Raw genomic sequence first — 24,930 nt, 5'->3', positions numbered from 1 at the left:
TGGCTCCGGCCGTCAAAGGAGGCCACGCGCAGCGGCGTAGACCTTGCTGCTGTCGCCGAGTGGCGTCGCTTCGATGCCGACGTAGCCGTCGTATCCGGCCTTCTGGAGCCAGGCGAGTTCCGTGGCCCAGTCGATGGTCCCGGTGCCGAATTCGTGGCGGCCCGGGATGTCGGCTGCCTGGACGTGAGCGACCAGTGGCATCGCGTCCTGGAGCTCGGCTCCGAGGGGCTCGCCGTTGAGGACGGCGTGGTAACGGTCGTACAGGAAGCGGACGTTCGGGAGGTTGATCGCGCGCAGGAGGGACAGAGCCGACCGTGAGTCGGAGATCAAGGCGTTGGGGCCCTCGTATGCGCGGTTGACGACCTCCACGAGCAGTTCGAGGCCGTGCCCGCTGGTTTCCTCTCCCGCTCTTGCGAGCACCTCGGCCGCGCTGCGGAGCTGTGCGGTGGGCTCGATTCCTGGGACGACCTCCCCGGCGAGTACCACGAGCCCCGGCGTGTTCAGTTGTCGCGCCGCGTCGGCGGCTGCCCGTAGGCGCGTGAGGAACTCGTCGTGCGACGACGGGTCGCCCAGGTCGCACTTGTCCCGCCACGACTCGACGCACAGGGTGATCAGGCGAGTGTCGGTTGAGTTCAGTGCGTGGGCGAGGCGGGGCAGGTCCTTGTTCCACCACTCCCAGATTTCCACCGCGCGGAATCCGGAGTCGGACGCGGCGCGTACTCGGTCGTCCAGGGTCCGCTCGCCTTCGAGGAACATCAGCTCGATGCAGGCGGAGAAGTCGATCACGGGTGAACTGCCTTTGTCGCCACGGCAGTTCCTGATCTGAGGGCGGCGACCGGGTCGGCCGCCTCGTCCAGTTCGATGAGTATCGTGTCGGCGCCCGGGGTGCGGGACATGGCGTCGGCCCAGCCCTGCCAGTCGACGATGCCCGTGCCCAACTCGGCCATGTAGGGCTGCTGTTGGGTGAAGACCGTTTCGTCGATGGTGAGTTCGGTGTCGATGGGCTTGACCGCGTCCTTCCAGTGGGCGAGGGCGATGCGCGGGGTGTGGCGGCGGGCCACCGCCACCGGGTCGCCGCCACCGAGGGCGATGTGGCAGGAGTCGGGGCAGAGCCAGACGTAGCGCGGGTCGGTCAGGGCCATGAACAGATCGATGTCCCGCTCGTACCAGAGGGTGCTGTTGGACTCCGTGTGGAAGGCGAGTCGCACGCCGAGATGCGAGACGGCCTCTCCGACCGCGTGCGCGATGTCGGCCATGCGCGTCATGTACGCGGCATCGACGAAGAAGGGCGGTCGCGTACCGAATGTCGTGCGCATGGGCAGACCGGCGACCAGGAGGTCTGCCCCGACCTCGGCGAGGAAGGCCGCGCGGCGTTCGGCGTCGGCGACGATCGCGGGGAGGTTGCCGCCGTGCCGCCAGCCGGGGGCGTCGCTGTCGGCGATGAACGCGCTGACGACGGACAGGCCGCGGGCCGCCAGTTCGCGGCGGAAGGCGGGTGCGCTGCCGAAGGCCCGCAGGGCCGAGCCGATGTCGCCCGGCGCGAAGCTCAGCTCGACGCCCGTGACACCGGCCTCGACCAGCGCGTCCATGACCCGTGCCCAGAAGCGCTCGGGGTGGGCCAGGGCCCAGTCCCGTACGGCGTCGGCGGAGGGGAGGTTCCAGAAGTCCGGGTGGTAGAAGGTGATCACGTCGGTGGCGAAACGCGGTGCCGTGGCGGTCATGCGGTGCCTCCGCGGGCGTTGTAGACGACGATCCCGTCGGCCTCGTCGACCGCCTTGCGGTAGTTGCGGAACACGGCAAGCGCCTCGTCCCGGAGCACGTCTCCTACGACCTCGATGCCGCGCGTCTCGAACTGCTCGGCCCAGTCCGCGCCGAGGGGGCCCTCGTCGAACGTGGTGATCTCCTCCAGTTCGGGCCCCTCCCCCGCGACCACGAGACCGCGCACCCCGGACCACATCGTGGCGCCGTAACACTGAACGCAGGGGCGCCAGTTGACGACGAGTTCGTGGGCGGTCAGTCCCTCGGCCCCCAAGTCCCAGCTACCGGTGGCCGTTTGGGCGAGGCCAAGCGCGACAACCTCCGCGTGGGCGCTGGAGACGCCAGAGGTGAGGACGACGTTCACGCCCACCGACACGATCCGGCCGGTGTCGCGTTCGGCGACGAGGGCCGCGAACGGACCGCCGTTGCCCTCCCGCCAGTTGCGGTCGGCGAGGCGGTGCACGAGCCGCATCCGGTCGGCGCGGTCGGGGATCACGGCGGGCACGTCGGCCAGCTCGTCGTCGATCCAGGCGGGCAGCGCAACGCGGTATTCCTTGACTGTGCTGATCACGGTCGAACTTCCTTTCAGCGCGCGGCGAGCGGCGCGGTGCGGGTGGTGACAGCTCGGGTGGCGACGGCTCGGGCGGCCCGTACGGCGGTCACCGCGCCGGTCAGGGTGACGTTGGCGGCCATCGCCGTGGGGATCACGCCGTTGCCGGCGACGTACAGGTTGTCGTAGCCCCATACCCGGCCTTCCGGATCGCAGACGGTGGTGCCGTCGTCGGCGGTGCCCGCCCGGACCGTGCCGGTCAGGTGCAGGGAGGAGCCGGGCGGCAGCAGTGCGAGTTCGGTCGCGGGGTCGAACGAACCGAACTCCTCGGCCAGTGACCGGACTTCGGCCAACGCCCGGTCGATGAGCGCGCGGTCGGTGTCGGAGTAGTCGAACTGGACGCGGATGCGCGGCAGTCCGGCGAGGTCGGTCTCCGACTCCGAGAAGACGAGGCGGTTCTCGGGGCGCGACTCGACAGGGGCGTACAAGGTGAGGCCCACGGCGTGCGCGAGCGGGCGGCCGTCGTCGTCGACGTACGTCCGGTTCATGATCTGTCCGTGGAAGGGCTGGGCCGTCCCGTTCTGCGGCAGCCAGAGCGAGTCCGTGCTGAACTCGCCGGTGCGCGGGAGGGGCAGGTCGTCGAGGGCGATGCCGAACCGGTCCCGGTCGAGCAGCACCCGGGCGGTGATGAACGCGTGCTCGTTCAGGTGGCGGCCCAGGGCTTCGGGGCGGATGCCCGAGGCGAACAGCAGCTGCGGGGTGCGCAGCGCGTCGGCGCACACGATGACGGTGTCCGCGTGGAGTTCGGTCTCCGTGCCGTCGGCGACGCGGCGCAGTCGGGCGCCGGTGGCCCGGCCGTCCGAGAGGAGCAGGCGGGTGGCGAGTGTGCCGGTCAGCAGGGTGAAAGCCGGGTCTCCGCCGGACGCGACCGGCGGGAAGATCGTCCCTGGCGCGGTGCGCGGCATGGGGCCGGCTGTCGTCGTCGTGACGGCCATGGGCATCGGCTGCGGGCGCCGGTCGGCCGGCGCGGTGGCGTCGTAGCGCCTTCGCAGGACGTCGAGGACCAGGCGGCCGGCCTCGGTCGGGCCGATGGGGGAAGGTGTGACGGCGAGCAGTCGGCGCGCGGTGTCCAGGTCCGCCGCCCATCCGGCCGGGTCGCCGAAGTCGAACACCTCGTCTCCGGCGGGCCAGGGGGTCGCGGCGGTCCAGTGCACGCCCATGCCGCCCGCGTTCCAGGCGAGTGCCGTCGCGGGCATCGCCTCGGCGTCCTCGCCGAAGGCCAGCGCGTGGAACATGCCGGGGGTCAGGCCGGTGAGGCTGTCCGCTGCCTCGCGCACCACCTCGGCGCCGGTGTACATGCCCTGGATACCGCTGACGACCTGTTCGTTGTAGCGCGCCCAGAGAACCGGGTCGTCGACGTCGTGCAGATGCAGCCCGGGCGTCCCGCCGATCGCGCTGCCGCCCTCCACCATCGTGATGCCCAGCCCCGGATCGTTGTCCCGCAGCAGTCGGGCCACCACGGATCCCATGATGCCGCTGCCCACGATGAGGACGTCGGTGTGCGGGATGTCGGTCACAGGGGAACTCCAAAGTCGTTTCGTGTGGGGGGAGTTACGCGCCGGGGACGAGCGGGCCGAACAGCTCGGTGTCCATGCGGTCGAGCGCCATCTTCACGGCGCCGATCAGTGCGGCGTCGCGGCCCAGGCTGGTGGCGCGCAGTTCGATCGCGGGGGTGCGGGCGAGGCGCATCGCCTCGCGGACGCGGGGCAGCAGCACGTCGGCCGCGTCCTCCAGGCCGCCGCCGAGCACGATGAGCGAGGGCGCGACCGTCCAGGACAGGGTGGTGAGGATCGAGGTGATGTTCTCGACGAGCTCGTCCACCTCGGTGAGCGCTTCCTTGTCCCCCGTGCGGGCCGCGTCGAACCGGGCCAGTGCGACCCGGCGTCGGTCCGGTTCGGGTGAGGTGAGCCAGGCGACCGGGCGGTTCTCGACCGAGCCGACCGGTATCGAGTGCGCCTCGATGATCTCGCCGGCGGCCCCGTCCAGGCCCCGGTGCACGGCGCCCCGGATGAGGATGCCGAGGCCGGTCCGGTTGCCGAGGACCGCCCAGACGACGTTGTCGTGGTCGTCGGCCACACCCCGCCAACGCTCGGCCAGCGCACCGAGGTTGGAGTCGTTGTCGGCGAACCAGGGCATCCGGACGCGCCGCCCGAGTTCGTCGGGCAGACGCACGCCCTCCCAGCGCGTGGTGTGCACCAGGCGTCGTACGACGCCCTCGTCGTCGATGGCGCCACCGGCCGCGACCGCACCGGCGCGCAGCCGGTCCGGCGAGCCGCCCGCGTCGTCGAGTGCCTCCCGCACGAGGGCCGCCGCGTCGTCGAGCGTGGCCTGCGGGTTCTGGTAGGCGCGCAGTGGGCGCTGCGCCCGGCCGAGGATACGGCCGCGGACGTCGGCCACCACCGCGGACACGTCCAGGGTGCTGATGCGTACGGCCGCCAACAGGGCGTGTTCCGCGCGCAGTTGATACCGGCGGGCGGGGCGGCCGGCGCAGCCGCTGGTCGGCACTCGGTCGAGCTCGGTCACCCAGCCCGCATCGATGAGCGAGTCCAGGATCAACTCGTTGGTACGGCGGGAGAGTCCGGCCTGTTCGGCGAGTTCGGTCAGGGTCATCGGACCGGCCGACACCGCCAACGTGCGCAGAATGACTGACGTGTTGACGCGGCGGACGGCGCTCTGGTTCATCCCGTTGGCCGTGGACTTCAGCCGGCTCACCTCATTCCCGTTCCGGCGATGCCCTGCACGAAGTACCGCTGCAGGAACAGGAAGAGTACGAGCACCGGCAGCATGACGACGACGGCACCGGCCAGCATCAGGCCGTAGTCGGTGACGTGCGCGGCCGCCTGACTGGTTGCCGCGAGGCCCACTGGCAGGGTGTAGCTGGAGGTGCTCTGGGCGACGATGAGCGGCCAGATGAAGAAGTTCCACGAGTTGAGGAACGACATGATCGTGATCGTCGCGACCGCCGGGCCGGCCAGCGGGAGGAAGATCCGGAAGAAGATCCTGAACTCACCGGCGCCGTCGATACGGGCCGCCTCCAGCAACTCGTCGGGGATCGACGACGCGTACTGCCGCATGATGAACACCGACATCGGCATCGCCAGGCTGGGCAGCGCGATACCGGCGAGGGTGTCGGCCAGGCCCATGTCCACGGTGAGCACGAACTGGGGGACGAACACCGCCGTGAACGGCACCATCATCGAGGCCATGACCGCGCCGAACGCGAGCCGCCTGCCCGCGAATTCGAGTTTCGCGAGCGCGTAGCCGGCGGCCGACGCCGCCACGATGTTGCCGGCCACCACCATGGCCGCGACGACGATGCTGTTGACCATGAACCGGCCGAAGCCCTGGGTCCTGAACAGCCGGCTGAAGTTGTCGAGAGTGACGTGGTGGGGGAACAACGAACCGGGGTCCGAGCGGATCTCGTCGAGACTGCGCAGCGAGCCGCTGATCCCCCAGAGGAACGGGAGCAGGGTGAGCAGCGCGCACAGGACGAGTGTGCCGTAGAGCAGGGGTTGGGCAACGGGCCGCGTCCGTACGGCACTTCGGGCGGTGGCGGTGGTGAGTGCGGTCATGTCGGTGTTCTCCGACGCGGTGACGGCGGTCATGCGCGGGGCCTCAGCAATCGGAACTGGACGATGCTCACCAGGGCCACGAGCACCAGGGTCACGAAGGAGGCGGCCGAGGACACCCCGAACTCGCCGACCCCGAACTGGTGGTAGGTGTACAGCGCCACGGACTCGGTGGAGCCGAGTGGACCGCCGTTGGTGAGCAGGTAGGGCTCGTCGAAGACCTGGAGGTAGAAGACGGTGAGCAGCACCGACACCATGAGGGTGGTGGGCAGCAGCAGGGGGACGGTGATATGCCTCAACTGCCGCCATTTTCCCGCCCCGTCGAGCGCGGCGGCCTCGTAGACGTCCTGCGGGATCGACTGGAGTCCGGCGAGGAAGAGGACCATCGCGGTGCCGAAGTTGCGCCAGACGCCGAGCAGGATGACCACGGGCATGGCGAGGTGCTGGTCGTCCAGCCAGTTCGGTCCGGCGAAACCGACCGCGCCGAGGACCTTGTTGACGGTGCCGCTCGGATTGAAGGCGTACTGCCAGATCAGGGCGGCCGCGACGACGTTGGTGACGACCGGTGCGAAGAACACGGTGCGGAAGAGGCCGCGCAGTCGCTGGATCCCGGAGTTCAGCGCGAGGGCCAGCGCGAATCCGACGCCCATGGTGAGCGGTACGCCGACGGCCACGAAGACGACGGTGTTCAGGATGTCCTGCAGGAAGGTCTGGTCCTGGAACAGCCGGAGGTAGTTCTCCAGCCCGGTGAAGTTGACCGCGAAGGGGTGCCGCAGATCCGCGCCGTGCAGGTCGGTGAGGCTGAAGCCGAGCGCGGCCACGGTCGGGATCGCCGTGTAGAGCAGGAACACGACGATGAACGGGGCGAGGAACAGCCAGGCGACAGCCGTTCGCCGCAGGCTCCGGGTGCGAGCGCGTGCGGGGTTCGCGACCGGTCGGCTGCCTGGTTGTGTGCGCGGCGCTCGTGAGGTGAGGGTGATGGTCATCGACGGCTCACTTCGTGCTCGTGCCGACGCTCTCGGCGTACGCCTGGATGTTCGCGGCGGCCTTCGCCGCGGACTCCTTGCCCTTGGCCACGGCCTCCATCTCCTTGCCCAGCCGGGCCGCGACCTGCTGCCAGGTGCTCACCTGCGGGAACGCCCGTGTCTGCTTCAGCTGCGTGAAGAAAGCGGCGAGAAGCGGCTGCCCCTTGATGGCCGGGTCGTCCCAGGCCGACACGACCGCCGGCAACGAGCTGTACGCCTTGAACTGCGCGACCTGGGTGCTCGGCTCCGAGACGTAGCGGATGAACTTCCACGACGCGTCCGTGTTGCCGCCGGTGGCGAGCACGCCCCAGCTGCCCCCGCCGGAGAAGGAGGCGCTGCCGGCAGCGCCGGCCGGCAGTGGCGCGGTGGCGACGTGGGACGCCGTCCAGCCGGTCTTCTTCGCGGCGGTGTCGAGCTGGCCGACGACCCAGGGACCGGTGATCATGCAGGCGGTCTTGCCGGAGACGAAGTACGGCTGGGAGTCGAGGAAGGTGGGGGTGGCGGTGTCGGCGACGCCCGAGGTGAAGAACGACGCGTTGTACTTGATCGCGTCGACCATCGCCGGTGTGTCGAGCGTCCACTTGCCGTCGGCGGAGAGAAGGGTGCCGCCGGCCTGCCAGGCGTACATCGCGGCGTCCTGGCCGTTGAAGACGTCCCAGCCGTTGTCGGCCCCGAGCCCGTGCACGGCTCCGGCGCCCTGCAGCGCCTTGAAGAACGGCACCATCTCGTCCCATGTGGTGGGTGCCGTGACGCCCGCCTTCTTCGCGAGGTCGGCGCGGTAGACGAGGGTGTACGTGTACGCGTACCAGGGCACCGTGTAGGCGACGCCCTTGGCCACACCGGCGTCCCACAGGCTCTTGAAGAAGCTGCCGGAGTCGACGAGTCCGTCCGGCACGGGCCGCAGGATCGACGGGTCGAGGAACTGCGCCTGCGACTCGGGGAAGAACTGGGCCACGTCCGGGCCCTTGCCCGCCGCGATCGCCGCCTGGAGCTTGGTGTAGTAATCGGAGTTCGGTATCAGCGTGAACTTCACGGTGACGTCCGGGTTCGCCGCCTTGAACGGCTTGATCACCTTGTCGAGCACGTCGGCGTCGCCCTGGGCGGCCCAGACGTTGACGGTGCCGGTCGCCGGAGCGGTGCCGACCGGCTTGGCGGCGGTCTTCGCGGCGGTGGTCTCGTCACCACGCCCGCAGCCGGTCAGGGCGAGGGTGCCGAGGAGAGCTGTGCCGGCGGTCAGTCTGAGGACGCCGCGGCGGGAGGGGTTGGACACTCGGTGGCTCCTGTCTCATGACACCACTGAGGGCAGTGATGTTTTTTCGTGAGAAAGCACCTCTTGCGGCTTGAGAGACCCAATGGGTGCGATGACGCCTATGCGATGGCGGTAACGCTAAGAAGTAGCTATTTCGGCGGCGTGCCGGACCCGTCACGAATAATTTCGGAACTTGTAGCGAAATCGGGCACCGCCGATCTCGGCCCGCGCCGCCCGTACCTACGCACCCCGATTGCTGCAGCAGTGCAGTCAGATGACGGATGGGCCACGGACTGCCGCGCCCTGGCCTCGGAGCCGGGAAAGAGGCCGGTCGAGAGGGGAGGTGATCACCATGCTCGGCTCACCCAACGCACTGTTGTGGCGCGGCGTTCTCGCGGTCGGGTTCGGAGTGGTTTCGCTGGTGTGGCCCGGCAAAACCGTGGGTGCGTTCGTCTACCTGTTCGCCTTCTACGCCTTCTACGCCTTCTACGCCGCGGCGAACGACGCCGTCCGCGCGTTCAGCGGCAACCGGGCGGGGCCGCTCTTCGGCTGGCTGCTGCCGGCCCTGCTGTCCGCTGTGGGCGGAGCCGCCGCGATTCTCTGGCCGGGCATCACAGCACTCGCACTCACCCTCTGGGTCGCCGCGTGGGCACTGGTCACCGGCGCTGTCGAGATCGGCATGGCCTCTCAGGAAGGCGAGTCCGCCGGGGAACGCGCGATGTTCATGCTCACCGGGCTGGTGTCCGTCGCGCTGGCTTTCGCGCTGTTCGTGCGGCCGGACGTGGGCGCGGTCTCGCTGGCGACCGTGTTCGGCCTGTTCAGCCTGATGTACGGGACCTCGGGCATCGTCCTCTCACTCCACGCGCCACAGAGCGGCGTAGCGGCCGGCACGACGCCGACGCACCTGCGCCGCGCGACATCCGACACCCGGCGAACCAACCTCACGAGACAGGGATCACCATGGAATAGCTCTCGGAGCAGCTCAGCAGGTTGGCGGACCGGACGAAGAAGGTCGAGGACACCGCCGCGGCGGCCGGCGCGAAGAACCGCGCGCGGCTGGAGACCACGAAGACCAACCTCAAGGCATCCCTGGATGCCGTGGGAACCAAGGCCGACGGTGCCAAGGCCCGGGCGGAGGGCCGGCTGAGCGATGTGCACGACTCGGTGGAGAAGCACTTCGCCGACCGTCGCGCGGCGGTCGCCGAGCACAAGGCCGAACGCGACCTCAAGAAGGCCGAACGCCGCGCCGACGACGCCGAGCAGGATCCCGCCGACGCGATAGCCCTGGTCCTCTACGTACTGGACCAGGCCGAATACGCCGTCGCGGACGCCGTGCTCGCCCGCGCCGACGCCGACGACCTCGCCGCCTCCCACCCGGGAACCACCGGGTGACACCCGGCTCGGCATCACCACGAATGCCGAGCCGACCTGATCCAGCGCCCGCGACGTGACACGCCGTGCCCTCTGTCACGTCGCGGCCTGGGCACCCCTGCCTCAGCAGGGCGAGCGGTACTTACACTGCGGGAAGTACCGGTCCCGTTCCGCGTGAGTGAGGGCGGGAAAGGCGCTGCCGTATGTGCGGCCCGTCTACCGCCGTGAACGGGTCGGTGAGCGCCTGATCCGTGCCTTCATGGTCCGGGCGAAGGAACGAGGAGCGTTGTAGGTCTCCACGCCGCATCGTCCCGATGTCACATCCGTGAGGCCGCCGGTGTCTTCATGCCGAACCGCCAAACAGGCGCAGATACCAGGAGGACACCATGACGATTCGCGTTCCGAAGGCCGAGCCTCCCGTCGAGCTTCGAGAGGGCATGATGAAGCAGCTCGGGGCCGTGCCCGAGCCTGTCGAGGTGCTGTGGAACCACCCCGAACTGGCCGCGGCCAACCAGGAGTTCACTGCGAAGGTGAGCACGTGGGGCGCGGTGGACGCGAGTTTGAAGACGTTCGCGCACATGGCCGTGGCGGCGCAGGTCGGGTGCGGTTGGTGTCTCGACGTCAACTACTTCTTCGCCCTGAACCAGAACCTGGACCTGACGAAGGCGAGCCAGGTGACGCGCTGGCGGCAGGCGGACGTGTTCTCGCCGTTGGAGCGGGACGTGCTGGAGTACGCGGAGGCCATGACGACCACGCCGTCCACCGTCACGGACGAGTTGTCGCAGCGCCTGCTGGAGCGGCTCGGCCCCGCCGCGCTGGTCGAACTCACCGTGTTCATCGGCTTCGCCAACATGGCCGCCCGGTGCAACACCGCCCACGGCATCACCTCGCAGGGCTACTCCGACGCCTGCGAGATCCCGCTGGCCGCCTTCCCTACCCGTTGACCGGTGTCGGTCCTACCGGGACTTCTCACCGCGCGGCCTCCTCCCCCGCAGCCACCGTACGGAGATACGCGCCGAGGCGGGCGATGGCTGACGGGTTGCGGGGGCTTTCGACGAGGTCGGCGTAGTCGAGGACGAAGATACGGCGGTGCTTGACTGCGGAGACGTTGCGGAGTGGGGCGTAGGAGAGGAGGAACTTCTTCTTCTGTTCCGCGCTCACGTCGCCGTAGTCGCAGATCACGATGACGTCCGGGTCGCGCCGCACTACGGTTTCCCAACCGACCGTGGTCCAGGAGTCGTTGACGTCGTGCATGAGGTTGACCCCGCCGGCCTCGCTGATGATCTGGTCGGGGGCGGCGTAGCGGCCCGAGGTGAACGGGGCGTCCTGACCGCTGTCGTAGAGGAAGACCGTGGGGCTCTTGGTGGGGGCCTTGCCGTGGACGGTGGCTATTTGCTTCTTGAAGTCGGCGATCAGGGTGGTCGCGCGCTTCTCGACGCCGAAGAGTTTTCCGAGGTTGGTGAGGTCGGTGTAGAGGGCGTCGAGGGGCGGCATGATGCCGCGTGAGGTGTCGGTGCGGCCGTTGCGGCAGGACTCGGTGAGGACGTACGAGGGGATGCCGAGCTTCTTGAGGGCGTCGGGGGTGAAGCCGCTGTCGTCGCGGAAGCCGTAGTTCCAGCCGGCGAAGACGAGGTCGGCGCGGGCGTCGAGGACGTTCTCCTTGGTGAGTTGGTCCTTGGAGAGCCACTTGACCTTGTGGTAGCCGTCCTTCCAGGGCACGTCGGTGAGATCGCCCTTGTCGTCGGGCATGGCGAACCCGGCCATCCGGTTCTCCAGTCCAAGGGCGAACATCAGCTCGGTGATGCCGACGTCGTTGGTGACAACTCGCTTCGGGACGGCCTTGTACGTCACTTTCTGACCGCAGTTGGTGAGGGTGACCGCCTGGGTGGAGCGAGTGTCCTCGGTCGACTCGACGCTCGCACCGCAGCCGGTGGCGGTCGCGGCGAGGCAGAGGGCGGCGGCAAGCAGCTTGCGCATGGGGCGTGTTGTCCTCAGGTAGTGGGAGGGAGCAGGTCGAACAGAAGCTGGAGTGCGCCGGTCTCCGGGTGTCGGACCGGGTGCGCTCGGACACCGAACACCTCGGCGAGCAGCGCGGGTTGGAGTACGTCGCGCGGCGGACCGGACGCGACGATCCGGCCGTCCGCGATCACGTACAGCAGGTCGCAGTGTGCGGCGGCGAGGTTGAGGTCGTGCAGGGCCGCGAGCACGGTCGGGCCGCTGCGGCGGACCAGGGACAGGACGTCCAACTGGTGGGCTATGTCGAGGTGGTTGGTGGGTTCGTCGAGGACGAGGACGCGTGGGCGCTGGGCGAGTGCGCGGGCGATCAGGACGCGCTGTCTCTCGCCGCCGGACAGGGCGAGGAACCCGCGGTCGGCGAGGTGGGAGACGCCGGTGCGTTCCATGGCCTCGGCGCAGATCTCCCGGTCCGACGCGGCGGTCCGGTCCCGGTGCGGCAGCCGCCCCATGGCGACCACTTCGGTGACGGTGAAGTCGAACTCGGCCGACGACTCCTGCGGCAGCGCGGCCAACACCCGGGCGGCGGCGCGTGGTTCCATGGCGTGTACGTCGTCCCCGTCGAGCCGGACCGTGCCGCCGGCCGGCCGCAGCGCCCGGTACACGCACCTCAACAGGGTTGATTTTCCACTGCCGTTGGGGCCGACGAGCCCGACGAAGGCCCCGGATTCCACGGTGAGCCGGATGTCGTCGACCAGCCGCACCGCGCCCGCGTCGACCGACAGTCCCTCGATGTCGAGGCGCATCAACGCCCCCCGAACGCATGGCCGCCGCGCCGCATCAGCAGCAGGAAGGCGGGCACTCCCACGACGGCGGTGATGACGCCGACCGGCAGTTCGGCTGGCGCCAGCAGCAGCCGGGAGAGCACGTCGGCCCACACCAGCAGCACCGCGCCGGCCAGGGGTGCGACCGCGAGGACCCTGCGGTGGTCGGCGCCGACGAGCATCCGTACGAGGTGCGGAACCATGAGCCCGACGAAGCCGATGGCACCGCTGACCGCCACCACCGTTCCGGTCACGGCCGCGGTGACGAGGAACAACTCCCGGCGCAGTCGGGCCGGTTGGACGCCGAGCGCGGCGGAGGTCTCGTCCCCCATCGCGAGCGCGTTGAGCGACTCCGCCCGCCACCGCAGCCACGCCCAGCCGGCCGCCACGGTGACGGCGGCCAGCGGGACCTGTGCCCAGGTCGCGCCGCCCAGGCTCCCCAGCAGCCACATCATCGCCGAGCGGGCCGCCTCGCCGCGGGCCGCGCCGAACACCATCACGGTGGTGACGGCTTCGAAGCCGTAGGCCAGCGCGGTCCCGGTGAGGACCAGCCGCAGCGGGGTGAGGCCGTGCGGCGAGCGGGCCACGGCGTACACGAGGACCATGGCCGCGAGCGCCGAGACGAACGCGGACGCGGACAGCGCCCAGACGCCGAGGCCGGCGAACGCGCCCAGCAGCATGACCGCGTTGGCGCCGACCGCCGCGCCGGAGGAGATGCCCAGGACGAACGGATCGGCGAGCGCGTTGCGGACCATGGCCTGGACGGCCACACCGACGGCCGAGAGCCCGGCCCCGACGACGGCCGCGAGAACGACCCTCGGCAGCCGGATCTCCCAGACGATGGTGTAGTCGGCGGCGTCGTCGGCGTGCACGGTCCCGCCGCTGGCTCCGGCCCACAGGAAGCGGAACACGTCCGCCGGTCCGATGCCGGCCGCCCCCAGTGCGACACCGCACACCAGGGAGACGCAGAGCAGGAGCAGCAGCCCAAGTATCAACAGCGACTGGGGTGTTCGGGCCGAGCCGGAGCTCGGAGGTCGGCGCACGATCGGCGGTCCTTCACCTGGGGCCGCCTGGTGAGCCTCGTTCGAGGAGACAGCCCGTACGACCGTGCCGGCCGCTCGGATCCCCTCTCGCAGTCCACGGCGAGCAGTCAACGGGTCGCACCACCCACGGGCGATCGGGCTCACGCGGACGACCTGGAGTCGCCACGCATACCGTTGCGGGTCAGCGCCGGATTCTCACCGGACTTCCCCCGCGGGAGGCTTGGGGAGCCTAACAAACGGGGACGACCAGGTCGGAGGCGCCCGAGCCCGAAGCCAGGCCTCGCCTTCGACGCGCAGAGCGGAGCGGCCGTAGACGCGGGGACAGCACGGCGAAGTACCGCTGCGCGGCGGGCGCGTGACTCCCGGCGTTGTGCGGGTCGGGGACACGGTGCGCCGACCGGTCACTCAGGCGTCGCTCTTCGTGGCGCGGCTGCTCGGCCATCTCGAACGGCGCGGTTACGCCGGTGCCCCACGTCATCTCGGCCTCGACGCTGCCGGACGCGACACGTTCAGCTATCTGCCCGGCGAGGTGCCCGCCAGGTTCCGGCGCTGGACCGACGCGCAGGTCGCGGCGGCCGGTGCGCTGCTCCGGTCCCTGCACGACGCGACCCGTGGCTGCGTGCTCGCCGGGGCGTGCCCCGTCGTCTGCCACCACGACCCCGGCCCGAACAACGCCGTGTTCCGCGACGGTCTGCCGTACGCCTTCATCGACTTCGACACCGCCGCGCCCGGCGATCCCCTCGAAGACGTCGGCTACGCGTTATGCAAGCGGAAAGTGTGTCCGAGTGTTCTGTGTCTCAGAGGGCGGCAGGCGCGACATCTATCGTGCGCGCCTGCCGCATTGCCGCCTTTCAGCCCCGCGGTGCGACGCGGATACGGTTCCCGTCAGGATCGGCTGCGAGGAAGGTCAGCCCGAACCCCGCATCATGAGGCTCGCGCAGGATCGTGACTCCCTTGGACTTCCACTGCTCAAAGATCGCGTTGACTTCGCCGGGTCCGGCGTCGGTGGCCAGGCACACCTCACCGGTGCGCGGGACGTCCGGTGACAGATCCTCGAACTGGCCGGACCACAGACCGAGGTCAGCGCCCGGCCCGAGGTCGAAGGTGATGTAGCCCGGAGTCTCGAACGAGGGGCTCATGCCGAGGACGTCGCCGTAGAAACGAGCCGCGGCGGGAGCGTCGTTCACGTAGACGATGGACACGACGGATGTGGTCATGGTTGGTCCTTCTCGCAGGTGGTGGGCACGCATCCACCACCCTGACCGGGATATGCGCCGCATCGTGTCGCAATTCGCTGAGAAAATGGGTGGGTGACCCCGGACCGCTTCTTCGCCCTGATGCTGCTCCTCGAATCGCGGGATGCCGTGACCACACAGGAGCTCGCCTCAGCGCTCGGGGTATCCCTTCGCACCATCACCCGGGACCTGAACTGGCTCCGCGACGCCGGTCTGCCGGTGACCGCACACCGGGGCCGCCTCGGAGGCGTGACCATGCTGCCCGGGTCCGGACCCGACCTCACGCGACTCACACCGGACGAGCGGGACCATCTGTCGCTCACCGGGCTGGACGAGAAGCAACGTGCGGAGCTCGACGCATCGGCCGAAAGCCGGCGCGCGCTCTCCAAGATCGCCGCCGCACAGCCGCGTCGCGCCCATGAACTCCTGCCGCTCACCGACGTCGTGCACGTGGACAGCCGGCCCTGGCATCAGACAGGAGTCTCCGGCACGACTCCGGCTTCGCTGATCGGCGCGGTGCGGCGAGGCCGCCGACTAAGGATCGAGTACGACAGCACACGCGAACCGGGCCCACGCGACCTGGTCGTCGATCCCTACGGGCTGTTCGCCAAGGCCGGCATCTGGTACCTCGTCGCCGACCGTGCCCGAGAGCCACGGATGTACCGACTCGAACGGATCAGGACGTGGAAGGAGGTCGACCAGCCACGACGGATCCGCGAGAGCCAGACCCTGGCCACCGTCGCTGCCGCGCTCATCGATCAGTGGGAACACCACCACGCGATAGAGGTCAGCGCCACCATCGACCGGACCCAGATCGAGCGAGCGCAACGGATCTTCGGCCTACGACTCGTCAGGGACGACCAGGAGGAATCCGCCACCGGCCACAAGGTGACGATCCGCCTCCTGCATCTGGAGGACGTGCGAGCACTCCTCCCGTTCGGGAGCGCCATCACCGTGCACGGCCCCACCGAAGCCAGGGCTCACCTCCGCGACCTCGCCATCGGTCTTGCCCACCACTACGCGCCGTCACCAACGTCCTGACCCGCAACACCTAGCTGTCGGTGCACGAGGGCCAGTGGTCTACCGCCCACTCCGACCAGCCCGACCAGCCCGTCGGCGGGCTGGGAATCTCGCCGCCATCGAGTTCAGCGGCGTCAGGCACCTGGAACTGCTCCCGCCATTGGTCTACGTCGGCCTCGCTCATCGGAAACGTCTGATGCGGTGTCGTCGCCTGACGATGCGCGATGCGGGCGAGCTGGGCGTCCTTGTCCACGGGCACGTAGACCACCTGGCATGCTGCACCGGCCGACCGCGCCAGCCAGCGCAGTTCCGACCGTTCATCGCGGCCCCACAGCCCATAGTCGAGCACGACGCTGGTCCCCAGCCGCAGCGCCTGCAGAGCGACCGAGATGAGCCGGCCTTCGAGCACCCAACGCTTGCCGTCGGTCATCGAATCGCCAAACAGCGGGATCACCCAGTGATCTGGGGTCAGCCTCAGGGCCCGGTGCGTTACGGCGAGCTCTTTGGCCCAGGTGGATTTCCCGGCTCCCGGGAGCCCGACCATCAGGAACAGCAACCCACAAACACCGTCAGAGCCATCCTTGCGAAAACCATTGGTGCCCGGCTTGCTCCGCTGATGGACTGACGTCCTACCGTGATTCTGCCGCGTGACGGAGGTAGTGGTTGTGACAGGCTATGGCGTGCTTGCCGAGGTGTACGAATGGCTCATCTCGGATGCAAAGTTGCCTCCAGCCGAGTTCGCTGCGTCGTTCGACGACGTCCTCAATCTCCTGCCGTCGAACGCTCACGTCCTTGACTGTTCGTGCGGAACCGGACAGTTGGCGGTTGGCCTCGCCGGTCGTGGCATGCAGGTTGTCGCAACTGACGCCAGCGAGGCGATGGTTCGCCGGACTGCAGAGTTGTCCGAGGAGTTCGGGGCATCCGTCCGGGCCGTACGGGCGAACTGGGAAGAGTTGCCAGACCATTTCCAGGACAACACGTTCGACATGGTGTTCTGCGTTGGCAACTCGCTTCACCATGCCGCGGGCGCGACAGGCAGGGGTGCTGCTCTGGAGTCGATGTCACGGCTTCTGCGCCCCGGCGGGCGCTTGGTGCTCACATCCCGCACGTGGGAACTCGTGAGGGCCAGAGGTTCCCGGCTGGACATCTGGGACCGAATCGTCCGGCGAAACGGTCGCGATGCCGTCGTAATTTACCGCTGGGAGATTGCGCCGCATTGGGAGGATGAGCACCACATCGAGATTGCGATCGCCCAAGTTGATGCGACTGGGCCGGTTCTTGTCCGCTCGGAACTGCTGTCCTGCTGGCCCTACCGGTACGAGGAACTCGAAGTCGAGCTGCACCGGGTCGGACTCCAAACGGAACTGAGCACGTTCGATCTTGAGGCCGAGAACTACATGGTGGTCGCGAGCAAGGTATAAACACGGGACTCTCGGTCCCTGGCCGGACCGCGCGGTTGCTCGAGGGACGACGATGAGCACCTGCCCGATCAGTACCCCTGCCTGGGTTCGCGTCCTCGATCGCTCCGTAATCGCGAACTCAGGCGCTTTCGTCGGCGACTACATCGGAGACAGCACCCGAGCCGAAATCGCCTACGCCCGGTCGCTGGGCAAGTCCGTGCGGTTCACGCACCCCGAAGTCGACCCCGACGCCTGACCGCCCGCTGCCACCTCGACAACCACGGCCGGCAGCCCGCCGCCTGACCGTCTCGCGGTGGCTTCGGCCGCCACCCACCCCACACCCTCCGCAGGCATCCCTTGGAATTGATCACCCAGAGCGGCGAATGCGAGCGAGTTATCGCAGCGGGCTGACGTTGCCCGGAGTGCCAGCGATGTGCGCTCGAAGTGCTTCCGAGTCGGCCTCCAGTTCGACGTTGCGTAGAGCGAGGACCTGGATCTGGTTGGCGTAGGTGGCCACCATGTCCTTCAGCTCGCGCACCTCTTCGGCCTTCTCGCGACGCAACTCGCGCATCTCCTTGCGGAGCCTGGTGACCTCGGCCTTGAGGTCGTCGACCTCTGGGCGCTTGAGATCCGGGGCCTCCAGGATCTCCTTGATGGCCGCCGCGACCGGGGAACGGTAGTAGGAGGCCCGGGACACCCCGGCCTCGGCGGCGATGTTCACCACCTTCAGCGAGCCGTCGGTGATCTCGGGGCGGCCGTCCAGCAGCCGTTCGAAGGCCCTCATGATCTCCCGGTCGATGTCGGCCAGGTCCCGGTCGCGGGTGAGTTGGGCGAATACGGTCTGAGCCGTCCTGGGTGTGCTGGTCACCGGGCTGCTCCCGTCTCGGCGAGTTCGTTGATCAGCGTGTCGAGAGTGTTGACGAACTCGCCGATCGCCGTTGCCTGGTGCGGCGGCAGGCCGGTGGTGTCGCCGAACTCCTGAAGGGCTTGCTCGCGGGTCTGGTGGAGTCTGGGCAGATGGACGGACGAACGGCGGGAGTTCGGGCAGGTCAGGCACATGTTCAGCATGGGCAGAGGACGGCCCAGGCCGGGTGAGCGCTTCTCGCAGACCGCAGTCTCGGCATGGTGGAAGCAATCGTTGAGGACACCAGGGTGCAGAGTGTGGGTCAGATGCCGAAGCATCGTGCGGACCCGCTCGGGGCTGGCCACCGTCCCCGGCAGGTCGCCCAACTCGGCTCGGATGCGGTCGAATTCCGCCTCGATGCGGTTGGCAGCCCCTCCGCTGGACCGCCCCCCGTCGTTCCAGTCGTGGTAGAGATCTTCAACGTAGTCGAGCATGGCCACGGCCTTGTCGGCCGCGACCTCGTCGGCGAATCCCGATGCCGAGGTACCGGCATAGCCCTCGAATACCGCGAAGCTGGCGTGCTTGTACTGCCTGGTGCCGGCGACCATTCCGAAGGGCTGGAAGGCGATATGCCAGGCCAGGGTGCGGCGGAACTGCCTTGTGTCGAACGCCCAGGGCATCGGCGTGGCATCTGCCGCGTCTCTGGCTTCGCTTGCCTGGTCGGTGTCCTCGTCCAGGTCCTCGGTGCCGGGGACGGCGTCGGTGGCTGGAAGGGGGATGTAGGGGCCCTGGTCCGTGCTGAAGAGCTCGTTGAGGTGGTCGCGGAAGCTGTTGAGCCGCTGGGGGATCGCGCGCATCAGGCCGAGGTCGCCGTCCCTGGCGGTGAAGCCGAACAGGTGGGTGGAGTCGTCGTTGATCTCCAGCAGCATGTCGACGGCCCGGTGCACGATTTCCAGGACAACCCATTCCTCCTCGTCGCCGGAGAGCCGGCGGTCCTTGTAGACCCGGCCGTGGATCTTGTAGCGGAGGCGGCCGTCCGTAGCGGTCTCGACGACTGCGCAGTCCCGGCTCAGTTCCCGTACTTCGACGTCGCGCATGCCGGACAGGTAGGCGATGATGATCCAGCAGGCGGTCCGCAGGAAACCCATCTCAAGCCCGAGGGTGTGGCGGCTCATCTCCGGCCGCCACGGACGTCCCGAGGCCGGCCAGGGGGCCCGGGAGGTCGGAACGCCACCCACTTCGAAGCCGATGCTGCGTCCGACCTCCACGACCATCTCCGTGTAGCGGTTCGTCGAGCGGACACCGGCCAGGAGGCCGATCAGTTGCATGTTCGGCCATTGCACGATGCCGTCGACCACCGGAGCGCCCGGCCTGCCCTTGTTCAGCTGGATCGGTAGGGCGGGAATGCCTCGGCCTGCGGCCCGGCGCCGGGCGATGAAATCCTGGATTTTGGCTTCGCTGCCGCCGCGGCCCTCCTTCGGGCCAGCGGCGATCTGAGCCTCCAGGCGTTTGATCTCGCGCGCGGCAGCCAGGATGTCCGGGCCTGCTTTCTCCAGGTAGAACACCGCGCCGGCCAGGAACGGGCCCATGATCTCTTCGGGGATGCGCGGGGTGCCGTTCTCGCGCCGTGGGGTCAGCCCGGCGATCTGTTGGGCGCTTCGATAGGGCCACGGCACCAGCGAGAGTCGGTCCGCACTGAGGTGCTCGCCCACGGCCGAGAGGGACTTGAGAGTGTTCACCATGATGTGGACCGCACTGGGACCTGATGGCCTGCTTCTCTTCAAGAAGGCCTCCAAGTGGTGGCGCTGGACGTCCTGAAGTCGCGGGGCACCCACTTTGGCCAGGGCTTCCATCGTCCGGAACAGGCTGCGGACCTCTTGCGGGAGCCAGGTCGGCTTCATGGGCTTGCGCTGACCGTTGATGCGCAGGCGCATGCGCCAGTAGAGGTACTCCTGCGCGGTCTGGCGCTGCAGACCCGGTGTGAAGTCGGTGAAGATGACCCGCCTTTCGCGTTGTGTCCTGGGCAGGAACTCGTGCAGGTCCCACACCTCGTCACCGACGCGGGGGCCGCGACTGGCATGCCCGGCGGTGATCCGCTCCGGAAGGGCGTAGTCGTCGGCGGGGAAGGCGGCGCTGGCGGCGGCCTTCGTCGAGGTCGCGGTCATCGGATCGTCTCCAGGAAGACATTGGGCAGGGCGAGCCGGGCCCCGTCGCACTCGGCGATGGCCCGCGCGGTGGCGATCTGGCGGGAGGTGAACCTGTTCAGGACCCCGGTGGTGATGCGCTCGTGTGCGAGACCGAAGCGGACCTGCCACTCGGCGGTCGCGAACTCCTCGCGCTGGCGCTCGATCGTGTCCAGGACGGACAGCACTGAGGGCAGGTGGCGGGTCGTGAACACGGCGTTCGGGCACTCCAGGCATACCCAGGGCGGGACCGGGCAGGCGGCGCCCTTCTTGGCGGCCCACGGGGAGTTGAAGAAGTTTTTGCAGGACGACAGCCAGACGTCGGTCGCCCCGGACAGGGCGTCGGCGACCACTTGGGAGGGAAGTTCTTCCGTCCCGTCGTCCAGGCGCCGCCCGTCGTCGTCCAGGACGACCGGAGGAGGCAGGGCCGCCGCGAGGGCCTGGCCGAGGCCGGCCTCGATCGCGGAGTCGTGGATCTCCTCGTGGGCTTCGATGTCCGCGTAGTGCCGACCTGCGATCTGCGGGGTGTGGCCGCTCGCGAAGTCCGGCAGGACGCCCCCGGAGCGCAGGTACTGCTTGGATTTGAAGGTCTTGCGCAGTCTGCGTAGATCCACCGACCGCAGGGGCTGGCCGTCGTGGTCGAGCAGGCTGTCCAGACCGTGCTCGCTCAGGAAGATCCGCCTGTATCTGGTGGAGGGCATGGTCTTGTGAAGACCGAGGATCCGGTCGTGATTACCCGTCGCCAGATTCGAGACCACCCACATCTCGTCGGTGCCGAGGGTGTCGCGGGCCCGTTGACCAAGGCGCAGGGCCAGGCGGAGGACCCCGCCGGGGGTGCGAAGGTTGCCGCCGTCGCGCACGCGGATGGTCTTGTTCCAGTCGTTGTGGGCTCGCCGCTTGAGGTACTTCACGCTGACGTAGCCCCGCGCCGGGTTGATCAGGCAGTCGGTCTTCAGTTCCCCGACGCACTCCGGCTCGAGGCCGGTCTGGCAGCCCAGCAGGATCTGGAAGCGCACCACGTCCGCCGTGGTCAAGAAGAGCTGGGCATTGAGCCTCCCCATTCCGCCCAGATCCTTGACTCGATCGGTCAGGTGCTCGGGCCGAAGCGGTCCGCGGTTGGCTATGTACCAAAGAACGTCTTCGTAGCGCTTCCAGCCGTGGACCTCCGGGTCGCGCCCGGTTGCTGCCACTCGCTCGCCTTCCAGGATGCGATCGCGGATCAGGCCCACGTCGTCCCGCGCGGCGGCTTCCAGCGCATCGAAGACCGGAAACGGATAGGAGTTCAGCGGCCTGCGGGGATCGCGTTCCCACGCCTGCTCAAGCCTGCGGCGGAAGTCCGTTTCGAACTGGGCGTGTCCGAGTTCCTCGGCCGCCTTGAGGAAGCGGGTCAGATGCCGCATCAGCGCCTTCGGCCGGCCACTGCCCTCGGGATGACGTCCGGCCAGCAGTGTCGCGAACGCATCGAGCAGTTCCGGCTCGAGGTCGTCGGGACCCAGCGTTTCGCCCATGTCCGCCAGAGCCGCACCGGTGAAGGCAACGAACTCCCGCAGCAGCTTGACGTGCATGCGCACAGCATCGCGCCGGCGGTGTCCCTTCTCCTTCGCGGTTTCGCTGGCCATCCCCCGGGCCAACGGCCGGACCAGACGGGGCAGGCCCAGGTCCGACAGGTCCACCTCCTCGCTACCCCCGTCGGCAAGCTGCACCGAGAAGACGACGGGGCCGATGCTCGGGATCAGCTCCGCGGCCTCGGGAGCATCGGTCGGACTGAACCTGACACGCCGCGGGCTCACTGACTCACCTCGCTGAGCTGGAGGTTCTCCAGAATCGCCGAGTGCTCGTCCCATTCCTGCAACGCGGCCAGCACGATCTCCTGGGCCTCGTCCAGGACGTCCAGGTAGAGGTAGACCGTCTGCTCGTTGGTGTGGCCAAGGAGCAGTTGCAGCTTGCGCATCGGATTGCCGATCAGCAAGCGCTTGATCTGGGCGAGCGTGAACCGCCGGTCCTCCTGCATGCCCAGCGCGCGCACGGTCTGACGCAGAAGCAGGCCGAGCATGTGCACGGCGAATGTGTGCCGGAGCGTGTGGGGGTGGACATCGAAGTCGAGGCCGAAGCGCTCGCAGCGCTCGTTCGCCCGCCGGAACGCCGACTGCCACGTCGAGCTCTTCAGCGGTGATCCGTCCTCACCCAGCCACAGCCATAGCGGTCCCACCGCCCGGCCGCCTGCGTCGACCGACACCAGCCGCAGGCGGTCCTCGTAGTCGATGTCGGAGTAGGTCCAGGCCCGTCTCTGGCCCTCCACGACCAGCGCGTGCCGGTTGGAACGCAGGACGTGCCACGAGTCCGCCTTCGCGTCGCAGGCACCTGTCAACCTCATGCGCTGGACCAGTTCGTCGCGCTCGATGGTGACGTAGTGGTGCACGTCGCGCAGCACCCGAAGCCGTGCGTAGACCGTCCGCGGCTTGTTCCTCTTGGTGACCGCCTTCGACAGGTGGAAGTCCCCGCGGGCCGGGGCCAGCAGCGGGATCTCCGGTAGAAGTAGGCACGACGCCTCCACCAGCCGCATGCCGGTGCAGACCAGCAGATCGGCGAAGAGCCCGTTGCGCTCGCCATTGCGTCCTCGCCACGTGGGGTCGCGGTCGCCGTTCGGAAGGAAGCCCCGCAGCCCCACGTCCCGCCAGAGCAGGAAGTCCTCGTAGGGCAGGAACGAGATGGGCACCTTGCTCTTGCCCGGCTCCGACTCCTCGTTCACTCGGACCTGCTTCGGGCCGTTCGGCGTCATCACCACCTTTTCGACGTACCGAAACGGCTCGGCCGCGAGCAGTTCCGCGTCCAGGGCCCAGCGCACCCACTTCTCCAGAGCCGCCAAGAACCGCTGCCAGGTGGCGTACGCGATCCGATCGTCCGGATCCTGGCCGAACAGGCGAGCGCTCTTGAAGGCCCGAAGATCCGCCTGGTCCATCTGCCAGATCGTCTTCCCGCCCCGGGCCTCGTGCAGGAAGCGGCAGACGACGGTCAGGTCCGAGCAGTAGGCATCTTGTCCATTCTTCGATCGCACACCCCAACTGGGCAGGTCCCGCAGAAACTGGTTCAGGTGCACGTCGTACGAGCCGTCAGGGCCCAGGATGAACCGCTGTCTTTCCCGGACTTCCGCACGATGCAGGACTCCACCGGCATCGATGTCTTGCAGCACGGCCAATCCTGATGAGGTGCGGTGGTTGGCCACCACAGCTTCCGTTGCGGCTGTCCCCATGACGGACATCCGCCTCCTCCCGGCAGATGAGATGAGACACATGAGGCGTACGCATAACCTCACGATCTTTGAGACACCTCATACTGCCGCGGTAATACGCGGCCTGGACCTGGTGCGTTTCCTCCCGCGCCACCGCCCCGCCCACCGCGGCGCAGGCGGCCCAGGTGCGGATCCTCGCGGACGCCTACGGTCTCGAAGCCTCCGCCCGTGGTGAGTTGGTCGACGCGATGCTCGACCGGCAGACCCGCAACGCGAGTTGGTGGCGGCGGCGCCTCGGCGACCCCGAACTGCGCCCCGATGACGGCGAGTTGATCGCCTCCCGGGTTGAGTGGTCCGAGCGGGAGCACGCGTGCACCTCCGCGCATCGTTCCACGTTCGAGCGGGCGCTGCTGGTCACGCGCCCACTCGCGCGATGAACGTGGCGAGGTTCGTCACGGTCCGCCTGATCTTCTCCTCCAGGGTGAGGGACTCCTGGAGGCGGGCGCCGACGCCCGTGTCCTTCTTGCCGCGTACATAGAGGGAGCAGGCGAGGTCGCTGCACATGTAGACGCCGACGGAGTTTCCCTGTTGTCCGGCCTTCCCCGATCTCGGCGCGACCATCAGGGAGACGCCTCCGGTGTGGGTGGTCAGGCACACCGAGCACATGCTGCGGCGCTGCTGCCAGGAGCCGGCGCCGGAGGTGCGCAGCTGGACGCCGACCGGGCGGCCGTCCAGTTCGGTCACGACGTAGGCCCGGTCGGGGGCCTGGGGATCTCGCCAGCCCAGGAAGTCCAGGTCGTCCCAGGATCGTTCGGCGAGGTCGCGGGGGACGGACAGGCGCTTGGCCTCGCCCTTGGTGCAGTTCACGAACGCGGTGCGGATCTCTTGCTCGGTCAGCGGCTTCATAACGGACACGCTAATTTGCCTAATCAAGTTAGGCAAATGCATAATGTTCGAAGCCGGAGATGACGGAATCGATGCGGAGGACGCGACCATGGCAGGCACCGGACGGGTGGGACTGACCACCGAACGCCTGGTCCGGGCGGGCGCGGACCTGGCCGACGAGATCGGCTTCGAGCAGGCGACGCCCGCCGAACTCGCCCGGCGTTTCGGCGTCAAGACGGCGAGCCTGTACTCGCACGTGAAGAACGCCCACGACCTCAAGACCAGGATCGCCCTGCTCGCCCTGGAGGAACTGGCCGATCAGGTCTCCGCGGCGGTGGCCGGACGAGCCGGCAAGGACGCCCTGACCGCCTTCGCGAACGCCTACCGCGACTACGCCCTCAAGCACCCGGGGCGTTTCGTCGCGGCCCGCTTCCGGCTCGACCCGGAGACGGCCGCCGCGAGCGCGGGCGTACGGCACGCGCAGATGACCAGGGCGATCCTGCGCGGCTACGACCTGCCCGAACTGCAACAGACGCACGCGGTACGGCTGTTGGGCAGCGTCTTCAGCGGCTTCGTCGGCCTGGAGACCGCCGGCGGCTTCGACCACAGCGCCCCCGACGCACAGACGAGCTGGACCGAGATCCTCAACGGACTGGACGCCCTGCTGCGCACCTGGCCGACCGCCGCCTAGCGAACGCTTCCGGAAGATGGCAAACGGCCGTCCCGCGTCAC

The 24,930-nt window shown here is 68.7% G+C and carries 26 protein-coding genes; 8 read left to right on the top strand and 18 right to left on the bottom strand.

The window, feature by feature from the left end; genetic code table 11:
* Nucleotides 1–12: 12 nt before the first annotated feature.
* Genes ACFXC1_RS05535 through ACFXC1_RS05500 form a run of 8 tightly spaced genes read right to left on the bottom strand, consistent with a single transcriptional unit; the run spans nt 13 to nt 8,232 of the window.
* Nucleotides 13–786, bottom strand: coding sequence for a TIM barrel protein (locus ACFXC1_RS05535; RefSeq protein ID WP_381239068.1), 774 nt, complete (start codon nt 784–786; stop codon nt 13–15).
* Complete coding sequence (locus ACFXC1_RS05530) at nt 783–1,721, bottom strand: sugar phosphate isomerase/epimerase family protein (RefSeq protein ID WP_381239065.1); 939 nt, start codon at nt 1,719–1,721, stop codon at nt 783–785. The genes ACFXC1_RS05535 and ACFXC1_RS05530 overlap by 4 nt, the downstream gene beginning before the upstream one ends.
* Nucleotides 1,718–2,329, bottom strand: a complete 612-nt coding sequence (locus ACFXC1_RS05525; RefSeq protein ID WP_381239063.1) for a nucleoside deaminase — start codon at nt 2,327–2,329, stop codon at nt 1,718–1,720. Before ACFXC1_RS05525 ends, ACFXC1_RS05530 begins: the two co-directional genes overlap by 4 nt.
* A gap of 14 nt (nt 2,330–2,343) precedes the next feature.
* On the bottom strand, nt 2,344–3,885 hold the full coding sequence (locus ACFXC1_RS05520) for a GMC oxidoreductase (protein WP_381239061.1): 1,542 nt from the start codon (nt 3,883–3,885) through the stop codon (nt 2,344–2,346).
* Between the two features lie 34 nt (nt 3,886–3,919).
* Complete coding sequence (locus ACFXC1_RS05515; protein WP_381239480.1) at nt 3,920–5,050, bottom strand: ROK family transcriptional regulator; 1,131 nt, start codon at nt 5,048–5,050, stop codon at nt 3,920–3,922.
* Between the two features lie 26 nt (nt 5,051–5,076).
* Nucleotides 5,077–5,973: a carbohydrate ABC transporter permease gene (locus ACFXC1_RS05510; protein ID WP_381239059.1), complete on the bottom strand. Its 897-nt coding sequence runs from the start codon at nt 5,971–5,973 to the stop codon at nt 5,077–5,079.
* Entirely contained in the window at nt 5,970–6,923 is a 954-nt protein-coding gene (locus tag ACFXC1_RS05505; RefSeq protein ID WP_381239056.1) for a carbohydrate ABC transporter permease, read from the bottom strand. The genes ACFXC1_RS05510 and ACFXC1_RS05505 overlap by 4 nt, the downstream gene beginning before the upstream one ends.
* 7 nt (nt 6,924–6,930) lie before the next feature.
* The gene (locus tag ACFXC1_RS05500) at nt 6,931–8,232 is read right to left on the bottom strand and encodes an extracellular solute-binding protein (protein WP_381239054.1); all 1,302 of its coding nucleotides are present in this window, start codon (nt 8,230–8,232) and stop codon (nt 6,931–6,933) included.
* 331 nt (nt 8,233–8,563) lie between these two features.
* Here ACFXC1_RS05500 and ACFXC1_RS05495 point away from each other — a divergent pair, with 331 nt between their 5' ends.
* From ACFXC1_RS05495 to ACFXC1_RS05485, 3 genes are all read left to right on the top strand, one after another.
* Entirely contained in the window at nt 8,564–9,358 is a 795-nt protein-coding gene (locus ACFXC1_RS05495) for an HdeD family acid-resistance protein (protein WP_381239478.1), read from the top strand.
* The gene (locus tag ACFXC1_RS05490; protein WP_381239052.1) at nt 9,310–9,603 is read left to right on the top strand and encodes a hypothetical protein; all 294 of its coding nucleotides are present in this window, start codon (nt 9,310–9,312) and stop codon (nt 9,601–9,603) included. The genes ACFXC1_RS05495 and ACFXC1_RS05490 overlap by 49 nt, the downstream gene beginning before the upstream one ends.
* Nucleotides 9,604–9,968: 365 nt before the next feature.
* Nucleotides 9,969–10,526: a carboxymuconolactone decarboxylase family protein gene (locus ACFXC1_RS05485; RefSeq protein ID WP_381239050.1), complete on the top strand. Its 558-nt coding sequence runs from the start codon at nt 9,969–9,971 to the stop codon at nt 10,524–10,526.
* Between the two features lie 25 nt (nt 10,527–10,551).
* Here ACFXC1_RS05485 and ACFXC1_RS05480 read toward each other — a convergent pair whose 3' ends face one another.
* From ACFXC1_RS05480 to ACFXC1_RS05470, 3 genes are read right to left on the bottom strand one after another with little or no spacing between them, the layout of a single operon-like run.
* The gene (locus tag ACFXC1_RS05480) at nt 10,552–11,559 is read right to left on the bottom strand and encodes an ABC transporter substrate-binding protein (protein WP_381239048.1); all 1,008 of its coding nucleotides are present in this window, start codon (nt 11,557–11,559) and stop codon (nt 10,552–10,554) included.
* Nucleotides 11,560–11,573: 14 nt separating this feature from the next.
* Nucleotides 11,574–12,341: an ABC transporter ATP-binding protein gene (locus ACFXC1_RS05475; RefSeq protein WP_381239046.1), complete on the bottom strand. Its 768-nt coding sequence runs from the start codon at nt 12,339–12,341 to the stop codon at nt 11,574–11,576.
* Entirely contained in the window at nt 12,341–13,402 is a 1,062-nt protein-coding gene (locus ACFXC1_RS05470; RefSeq protein ID WP_463293265.1) for a FecCD family ABC transporter permease, read from the bottom strand. The genes ACFXC1_RS05475 and ACFXC1_RS05470 overlap by 1 nt, the downstream gene beginning before the upstream one ends.
* Before the next feature lie 355 nt (nt 13,403–13,757).
* Between ACFXC1_RS05470 and ACFXC1_RS05465 the strand changes: the two genes are divergently transcribed.
* Entirely contained in the window at nt 13,758–14,351 is a 594-nt protein-coding gene (locus ACFXC1_RS05465) for a phosphotransferase family protein (RefSeq protein WP_381239043.1), read from the top strand.
* On the opposite strand, the gene ACFXC1_RS05460 is transcribed toward ACFXC1_RS05465, so the two are convergent.
* Nucleotides 14,254–14,619, bottom strand: a complete 366-nt coding sequence (locus ACFXC1_RS05460) for a VOC family protein (RefSeq protein WP_381239042.1) — start codon at nt 14,617–14,619, stop codon at nt 14,254–14,256. The two genes, ACFXC1_RS05465 and ACFXC1_RS05460, sit on opposite strands and share 98 nt — an antisense overlap.
* 93 nt (nt 14,620–14,712) lie before the next feature.
* Here ACFXC1_RS05460 and ACFXC1_RS05455 point away from each other — a divergent pair, with 93 nt between their 5' ends.
* A complete protein-coding gene (locus ACFXC1_RS05455; protein ID WP_381239039.1) occupies nt 14,713–15,678 on the top strand; it encodes a helix-turn-helix transcriptional regulator in 966 nt (321 codons plus the stop codon).
* Between the two features lie 10 nt (nt 15,679–15,688).
* Here the strand turns inward: ACFXC1_RS05455 and ACFXC1_RS05450 are convergent, their stop codons facing one another.
* The gene (locus tag ACFXC1_RS05450; RefSeq protein ID WP_381239472.1) at nt 15,689–16,201 is read right to left on the bottom strand and encodes a P-loop nucleotide/nucleoside kinase family protein; all 513 of its coding nucleotides are present in this window, start codon (nt 16,199–16,201) and stop codon (nt 15,689–15,691) included.
* Nucleotides 16,202–16,322: 121 nt separating this feature from the next.
* Here ACFXC1_RS05450 and ACFXC1_RS05445 point away from each other — a divergent pair, with 121 nt between their 5' ends.
* The gene (locus ACFXC1_RS05445) at nt 16,323–17,078 is read left to right on the top strand and encodes a class I SAM-dependent methyltransferase (protein ID WP_381239470.1); all 756 of its coding nucleotides are present in this window, start codon (nt 16,323–16,325) and stop codon (nt 17,076–17,078) included.
* Nucleotides 17,079–17,451: 373 nt separating this feature from the next.
* Here ACFXC1_RS05445 and ACFXC1_RS05440 read toward each other — a convergent pair whose 3' ends face one another.
* Genes ACFXC1_RS05440 through ACFXC1_RS05425 form a run of 4 tightly spaced genes read right to left on the bottom strand, consistent with a single transcriptional unit; the run spans nt 17,452 to nt 23,274 of the window.
* Complete coding sequence (locus ACFXC1_RS05440) at nt 17,452–17,925, bottom strand: hypothetical protein (protein ID WP_381239037.1); 474 nt, start codon at nt 17,923–17,925, stop codon at nt 17,452–17,454.
* Nucleotides 17,922–20,066 (bottom strand): hypothetical protein, encoded by a 2,145-nt coding sequence (locus ACFXC1_RS05435; protein WP_381239034.1) that lies wholly within the window; start codon nt 20,064–20,066, stop codon nt 17,922–17,924. Before ACFXC1_RS05435 ends, ACFXC1_RS05440 begins: the two co-directional genes overlap by 4 nt.
* On the bottom strand, nt 20,063–21,874 hold the full coding sequence (locus tag ACFXC1_RS05430; protein ID WP_381239031.1) for a hypothetical protein: 1,812 nt from the start codon (nt 21,872–21,874) through the stop codon (nt 20,063–20,065). Before ACFXC1_RS05430 ends, ACFXC1_RS05435 begins: the two co-directional genes overlap by 4 nt.
* Nucleotides 21,871–23,274, bottom strand: a complete 1,404-nt coding sequence (locus ACFXC1_RS05425) for a tyrosine-type recombinase/integrase (protein WP_381239029.1) — start codon at nt 23,272–23,274, stop codon at nt 21,871–21,873. Before ACFXC1_RS05425 ends, ACFXC1_RS05430 begins: the two co-directional genes overlap by 4 nt.
* Before the next feature lie 224 nt (nt 23,275–23,498).
* Between ACFXC1_RS05425 and ACFXC1_RS05420 the strand changes: the two genes are divergently transcribed.
* The gene (locus ACFXC1_RS05420) at nt 23,499–23,750 is read left to right on the top strand and encodes a hypothetical protein (RefSeq protein WP_381239027.1); all 252 of its coding nucleotides are present in this window, start codon (nt 23,499–23,501) and stop codon (nt 23,748–23,750) included.
* Here ACFXC1_RS05420 and ACFXC1_RS05415 read toward each other — a convergent pair.
* A complete protein-coding gene (locus ACFXC1_RS05415; protein WP_381239026.1) occupies nt 23,728–24,219 on the bottom strand; it encodes an FBP domain-containing protein in 492 nt (163 codons plus the stop codon). The genes ACFXC1_RS05420 and ACFXC1_RS05415 overlap by 23 nt on opposite strands.
* Before the next feature lie 88 nt (nt 24,220–24,307).
* Between ACFXC1_RS05415 and ACFXC1_RS05410 the strand changes: the two genes are divergently transcribed.
* Nucleotides 24,308–24,889 (top strand): TetR/AcrR family transcriptional regulator, encoded by a 582-nt coding sequence (locus ACFXC1_RS05410; RefSeq protein WP_381239024.1) that lies wholly within the window; start codon nt 24,308–24,310, stop codon nt 24,887–24,889.
* Nucleotides 24,890–24,930: the final 41 nt, after the last annotated feature.

This window comes from Streptomyces hokutonensis (genome assembly GCF_042751305.1).
Classification (GTDB): domain Bacteria; phylum Actinomycetota; class Actinomycetes; order Streptomycetales; family Streptomycetaceae; genus Streptomyces; species Streptomyces hokutonensis_A.
Note: the sequence above shows the minus strand (reverse complement) of the source record. Positions and strands in the feature narration are given on the sequence as shown.